Origin of the sequence: Pseudomonas sp. (genome assembly GCF_036404235.1) — a bacterium.
In the GTDB taxonomy this organism is placed as follows: Bacteria; Pseudomonadota; Gammaproteobacteria; order Pseudomonadales; family Pseudomonadaceae; genus Aquipseudomonas.
Genome location: NZ_DASWOT010000012.1, coordinates 1 through 5,946 on the forward strand (window position 1 = coordinate 1; position 5,946 = coordinate 5,946).

General features: G+C 57.7%; 7 protein-coding genes. 5 read left to right on the plus strand and 2 right to left on the minus strand.

Translation table 11 applies throughout. The features are described from left to right. Positions 1-322 precede the first annotated feature (322 nt). On the minus strand, positions 323-1,294 hold the full coding sequence (locus VGC62_RS01165; protein ID WP_331185267.1) for a LuxR family transcriptional regulator: 972 nt from the start codon (positions 1,292-1,294) through the stop codon (positions 323-325). Between the two features lie 94 nt (positions 1,295-1,388). On the opposite strand from VGC62_RS01165, the gene VGC62_RS01170 reads away from it, so the two are divergent. The 3 genes from VGC62_RS01170 (at position 1,389) to VGC62_RS01180 (ending at position 3,144) form a co-directional block, all read left to right on the plus strand. Next, entirely contained in the window at positions 1,389-1,613 is a 225-nt protein-coding gene (locus VGC62_RS01170; RefSeq protein ID WP_200012268.1) for a helix-turn-helix transcriptional regulator, read from the plus strand. Positions 1,614-1,616: 3 nt separating this feature from the next. After that, a complete protein-coding gene (locus VGC62_RS01175) occupies positions 1,617-2,495 on the plus strand; it encodes a helicase RepA family protein (RefSeq protein WP_331185268.1) in 879 nt (292 codons plus the stop codon). 88 nt (positions 2,496-2,583) lie between these two features. After that, complete coding sequence (locus tag VGC62_RS01180) at positions 2,584-3,144, plus strand: ABC transporter ATPase (RefSeq protein WP_331185269.1); 561 nt, start codon at positions 2,584-2,586, stop codon at positions 3,142-3,144. Between the two features lie 755 nt (positions 3,145-3,899). Here the strand turns inward: VGC62_RS01180 and trbK (VGC62_RS01185) are convergent. Beyond that, positions 3,900-4,151: an entry exclusion lipoprotein TrbK gene (trbK, locus tag VGC62_RS01185; RefSeq protein ID WP_331185270.1), complete on the minus strand. Its 252-nt coding sequence runs from the start codon at positions 4,149-4,151 to the stop codon at positions 3,900-3,902. Between the two features lie 671 nt (positions 4,152-4,822). Here trbK (VGC62_RS01185) and trbJ point away from each other — a divergent pair. Next, complete coding sequence (gene trbJ, locus VGC62_RS01190) at positions 4,823-5,656, plus strand: P-type conjugative transfer protein TrbJ (protein WP_331185271.1); 834 nt, start codon at positions 4,823-4,825, stop codon at positions 5,654-5,656. Between the two features lie 12 nt (positions 5,657-5,668). Further along, the gene (trbK, locus tag VGC62_RS01195; protein WP_331185272.1) at positions 5,669-5,899 is read left to right on the plus strand and encodes an entry exclusion lipoprotein TrbK; all 231 of its coding nucleotides are present in this window, start codon (positions 5,669-5,671) and stop codon (positions 5,897-5,899) included. Positions 5,900-5,946 lie beyond the last annotated feature (47 nt).

Sequence of the window (5,946 nt, forward strand, 5' to 3'; positions counted from 1 at the left end):
AGCCGGCGGTAGCCGGCCAGCCTCGCAGAGCAGGATTCCCGTTGAGTGCCCCCGGCGCGAATAAGGGACAGTGAAGAAGGAACACCCGCTTGCGGGTGGGCCTACTTCACCTATCCTGCCCGCCTTACGGCGTTGTTTACACCAAGGAAAGTTTTGGTCGCATTTTGTGGATTCCTCTGTAAATGCCGAGCCGAACGTGTGTACGCGTCAAATACACGGCATTACAGGAAAACACAGAGGTTTCCTGCCGATTTCCGCGCGAATTCCTCAACAGTTCCCCATGATTTCCACACGAGCAAAAAGGGTCCAGGCCGCAAAGGATTTACCGGCCATGGCGCTTCGTTGGTTTTAGGTGAAATCTCTCGGGGATTGCGGCAATGGCCTTAGATACGGCCTGGCGCTCGATGCCTAGCCTTCTTGCAATCTCCGACTGATTGTGTCCTGACCACTGGAGCATCAGCATCTGCTTTTTACGGTCCGACAGTTTTGCGTCCACCATTTGCCGCGCTTGATTGCGGAGGTCGGCTGTGTCTGCTGGTTGTAAGTATTGACCCGCCACGTAGTGAAAGACGTAGCTGTCAACCAGTTGATCCCCCGATTTAACTTGGGGAGTGGCGGGCTTTGCACTTTGCTGGCTAAGCCGGGCCAATTCGAGATCGAACTGAGCGACCGATCGCTTCGCTTGCCGGTAGGCTGGGTTCCATATGCCACTTGGCAATCTTGGCCGGTGATCCACGCAGTATTGGCTGCTCAGCCGAAGTTCTTCCTCCAGATCATTTGCCTTCGGGGTGTCGTTCCCGTCAGCGTACAAGGCGAGTTCGGTGAGTGACCCGCAGAACCTGCAAAAACTTTGTCGACGTTCGCCATTCAGGCGGGTGGTGCGTACTCGGGACTTTGCCGGTCGTTTGCAGGCGCAGTCCCCAACCAATTCGATCAACGTTTCCAGCGTCGCCACAAATCGCTCATCCCTCGTGGATTGCTTGTCCACGGTTTTGACGAACTGGCGTAGCAACTGCCGCTGCACGCGAACCATCGCATCAAGCCCCACCAACCGAATGATCTCGCTGAAGCTCACCCCTGTTCCCGCGCCAGGGACGTGGCCCAGGTAGCGTTGTGGCAGCACCGCCGTGTATGCGGCCATAGCGGGGTCGATTAGCTCCTGTATCAGCCGAACGATGGGGTAGCGCTTTGAATACCTGGAGTATGGATGCCAGCGATCCTGAAGCTGTCCGATGGCTTCTGAGACTGTGGGATCGCATCCCTCCCAAACGGCAATGGTCGATTTAATTTTCATGTCAACCATTATCGCCAATTATTAGGCTGATGCAATACTGCGTTGCAAGGCATGATCAGGCACACATTAGAAAGTGACTGACGGAGGTCAATGCATGCAGGCAACGACGAACAGGACCCTAATCAACAAGAAAAAACTACTGGCGATGATCCCGCTGTGCGAGCGCACGATTTACAACCTGGAGCAACGGGGAGAATTCCCCCGCCGGATTGCGCTCACTAGCCGAAATGTTGTGTGGGATTTGGCCGATGTCGAGGAATGGATTGAGGCCCGCAAGTTGTCGGGCATCCAGGCCCGTCGCCCCGGAATGGGGGGCTGAATTGTGGCCATTGATTTGCGGGCGGCATTCGAGAATGAGCCGCCTGTACTTGACTTCATATGGCCCGGCTTCCTTGCGGGAACAGTCGGAGCGCTGGTAGCGCCTGGAGCCACTGGCAAGAGCTTCTGGGCGCTGGAAGCAGCAATGTCCATTGCGTGCAGCGTTGCGGGCGGTGACCTTCTGGGCTTCAACCCGCAGCACACCGGACGCGTGATTTATCTCGCTGGAGAAGACCCGCTGCCGGCGCTTGTGTGCCGAGTTCACGCTATTGGCAAGTACCTTGATCAGCAGGCTCGGGAAGCCATCGCGGAGAACCTGAGCGTTATGCCGATCATGGGGCAGCGCATGGACGTGATGAAAGAATCAGAGTTGGCCCGTCTAATTGAGACTAGCGCTGGTGCTCGGCTGATTGTGCTCGATACTTTAAGCCGGATTCACGGCTTGGATGAGAACAGCAACGGCGACATGGCGCGTCTTGTCGCCACCCTTGAGTACGTTGCGGCCAGCACCGGCGCATCAGTCCTGTACCTGCACCACGTCAGCAAAGGTAGCGCCCGCGAGGGGCTGGCCGATCAGCAGCAGGCTGCGAGAGGCGCGTCAGCTCTAATCGACAATGCCCGCTGGTGTGGCTTCGTGGCGAAGATGACCGCGGATGAGGCCAAGCGTCTGAGTGATCGCGTCTATGAGCGGCAGCCCATCGGCAACGAGCGGCGCGGCTACTTCGTGCGCTTCGGCGTATCCAAGCAGAACTACGACGCTACCGAACTTGATCGCTGGTACTTGAGGCACGCCGGCGGCGTGTTGCGGCCGGTAGAACTGGTGGAGGTGAAGAAGGAGAGCAGCCTGCACGTCGTGAATGGGAGGGACGATGAGCGGTGGTAATGCCGTGACCCCTACCAGTACGAGCGCGCAGGCACGGGTGATGCTATATCAGCCTAGTCAGCGCCCACGCCTGCGCGAAGGAATTTGGGTGGACACGTCTTTCGGGCGCTGCCGCGTCACCGGTAGGTTAGGGCAGCGGCACGCCGATATTGTGGAGGCAGTCTTGTACTGCGCTGAACGTCGGCGCGATATCTCAGATGGTGGCGTTGAGCTTCTGGTGGACCCCGCCCGTGTGCGAAAGACACTGTCTGACAGCCGGTACAGCTTTACGCAGATCGAAAAGCTGTTGGTTGAATTACGCACCGCGACGATCACAATCGAGACCCCGCAATTCGATTTTCCAATCATCGGCGGATTGATTGACCATGTTATCCCTTCGCCCATGACACGTCCCGATCCCCTGACGGGGGGAGAACGGAGCCTCTGGCGGGTGCGGCTTGGTGTTGCGCTTGTGATGCTGCTCGAACATGATTTGAGCTTGTACTACGACCCGGCCCCCATTGCTCGCCTACGGCATGGCATCAGCCAAGCCGTCGCAAGGCACGTCTTGAGCCACAAAGTCGAGCCGGCGGGTGGTTGGTATTTAGACACCGTTATCGTAGCCGTGGCTGGGACCGTGCCAAGCAAGGCAATGCACGATTCAGGCTGAGGGAAGACGCTGACGAATTGAATGCGCTCGGCCTGTTTCTGGATGGCGACCGCGTGAGAAAAAAAGGTGCCGGTGGCGCCTAAAGCGTCGCACATCCGCCCGATAGCGTCGCACACCCGCCCGATAGCGTCGCGCACCCGCCCGAAACGTCGCACACCCGCCCGGAGTTGGCAGGATATTCAGGATATTCAGATCCTGCGCGGCACAGCCCGCGCTTGAGGCGCGGTCCGGCCTTGCCGGTCGGCCACGGGCCGACGGTTGAACACCAAGGAAGGAGAGCGTCTGCCGGATGCGCCTACCGCTCCTCCTGGCGTTCAACCTAAAACGTCGGTTTCCGGTTTCGCTTCATGAAGCGTCCTACATCCGCACAATGCGGACGGAATAGGAGGCGACCAGATTAAATACCCTGCAAGAGCGCGCAGGACGGTCAGGAGACCGCCCAAAGCGGTTCGGTAATGGTTAGGTAGCCTAGCGACCCGAAAATCGCACCACGGACCGAAGCTCGCGTTTTCAGGCTGGCGTCGGTTGCGACTGGTCCGCACGGAGCGAACTGGCGGCTTGATGTCGGTAAGAATATTATTATTCTTTCCGCGAGAAGCCGCCCCTCAAGTGTCAATGAAGTCGTAACAAATCAAGAGCATGGAAGTACGAAAGCACGGAAAATATGGGCTTTTCTGCATTCGTACAGGCCGTTCGTTGACCGTTTCGGGCGTCAGGTTCGGAAGCCGAGCCGAGCCGAGCCGGCCCGGGCCGCTTTACCAGGTTTTCGGCTCTGAGTGCTTGTATTCGCCACGGCGCAAGCATTTCGCTACCAGGTCATCGCGCGACTTTCCTGCAGGCAAGGTCTTCCAATAATCCGCTTTGCATGTTTCGTCGCTCACGTCGTACTGCTTATCCGCACTGGCATCGTCACCGCAGCCGACCAACACTGATCCCATCAGCACGCCAACCACAAGCCCCTTCAACACCATCACTTCTGCCTCCATACGAGATATCGGAGGCGACATGATAGCCGTCCTCGCCATTGGGCGGAGTAGGGCAACCGCCGTTCTTTAGCGGCTAAAAACCAATTCCCTCGGCGTCCACACAATTTTCCAATCCGGAGAGATTGTTCCCAACGGTACGCAGCGGTCGCTCCTGCAACTTAGAATTCGGATCGGCTGCATCTGCAAACAGCGTGTGGAAATCGCGGGGAAATGTCTAGGAATTCGCGCGGAAATCGGCAGGAAACCTCTGTGTTTTCCTGTAATGCCGTGCATCTGACGCGTACACACGTTCGGCTCGGCGTTTACAGAGGAATCCACAAAACGCGACCAAAACTTTCCTTGGTGTAAACAACGCCGTAAGGCGGGCAGGATAGGTGAAGATAGCTAATCGGCGGAGCCGATTAGCTATCTTCACTGTCCCTTATTCGCGCCGGTGGCACTCAATGGGAATCCTGCTCTGCGAGGCTGGCCGGCTACCGCCGGCTCGTGAGGTTCGGCTGATTACAGCAAGCGAGACGGAGGAGAACGGAAAACGTCGCTGGCTAGGCAGCGCCTAGCAATCTGTAGTCCCTGCACTTTTGAATAACTATTTCTCATGTCAACCATTTTTGCCAATTATTAGGTCGATATGATTCCGCATTGCAGGGCAATATCAGGCACACATTCGAAAGTGACTGATGGAGGTCAACGCAATGCACGCAAAAACAAACAGCCCCCTGAGAAACAGGCGAGAGCTACTCACTGCGAGGTCGCAAAATTTAGCGGCTAAAATCGCTCTCTCCATCGCCGTGACCCTTGGCGTCGCTTCGATGCCGGCGTACGCCGGCATCCCGGTTATCGACGGAACCAACCTGTCGCAAACGACCGTCACCGCGATTCAGCAGGTCGCGCAGGTCCAGAAGCAAATCGAGCAATACGCAACGCAGTTGCAGCAGTACGAAAACATGCTGCAAAACACGGTCGCGCCCGCCGCCTACATTTGGGATCAGGCACAGTCCACCATCAACGGGTTGATGCAGTCCATCGACACCCTGAATAACCTCACCAATCAGGCCGGCAGCCTGGACGCTTACCTGAGCAAGTTCCAGGACGTGTCCTACTACAAATCGTCGCCGTGCTTCACCTCGGCCGGCTGCTCTGACACCGAGCGCGCCGCGCTGGAAAAGACTCGCGCTTTGGCTTCACAGTCGCAAAAGGCCGCAAATGATGCGCTGTTCAAGGGCATCAAAGATCAGCAGGAAAATCTCAAGTCAGACGCGCGGCAGCTTGAACGGCTGCAATCGCAGGCGCAGGGCGCGAAAGGGCAGATGGAAGCCATCGGCTACGCTAACCAGATCGCAAGCCAGCAGTCCAACCAGCTCCTGCAAATCCGTGGCCTGCTTCTCGCGCAGCAGAACGCCATCGGTGCGCAGTTGCAGGCCCAAACCGACCGTGAGGCGCAGCAGGAAGCCGCGCATAAGGCATCGACGGAACCCAGGATCGGGAAGACTCCCAACCCGAAAAACTGGCTGCAAGTGAAGCCGTAGGAGGGCCAGAATATGAAGAAATCAACGGTCCTCATGACCGCCGTTCTCGTCGCATTGGTCGCCGGATGCGATAACAAGCAGCCGGCCCAAATGCCCGAGGTGAACGCGGCAAACTGCGCGCCCGACCGCATCCAGAAAATCGAGGATCAGCCAACGCGCGAGCAGTTCGCCGGCGCGTGCTCCCGCCGGTCGGTGATTGCACCGACCGAGAATCCCAAGAACTGGCTGGAGGTGAAACCATGAAACGAATGGCGTTCGCCCTTAGCGTCGGTCTGGCCTTCGCATTGTTC

Excerpts from the sequence above, each read along its gene's own strand:
- VGC62_RS01165 (WP_331185267.1), bottom strand. The coding sequence starts at position 1,294 with ATGAAAATTAAATCGACCATTGCCGTTTGGGAGGGATGCGATCCCACA.
- VGC62_RS01170 (WP_200012268.1), top strand. The coding sequence starts at position 1,389 with ATGCAGGCAACGACGAACAGGACCCTAATCAACAAGAAAAAACTACTG.
- trbK (WP_331185270.1), bottom strand. The coding sequence starts at position 4,151 with ATGTCGCCTCCGATATCTCGTATGGAGGCAGAAGTGATGGTGTTGAAG.
- trbJ (WP_331185271.1), top strand. The coding sequence starts at position 4,823 with ATGCACGCAAAAACAAACAGCCCCCTGAGAAACAGGCGAGAGCTACTC.
- trbK (WP_331185272.1), top strand. The coding sequence starts at position 5,669 with ATGAAGAAATCAACGGTCCTCATGACCGCCGTTCTCGTCGCATTGGTC.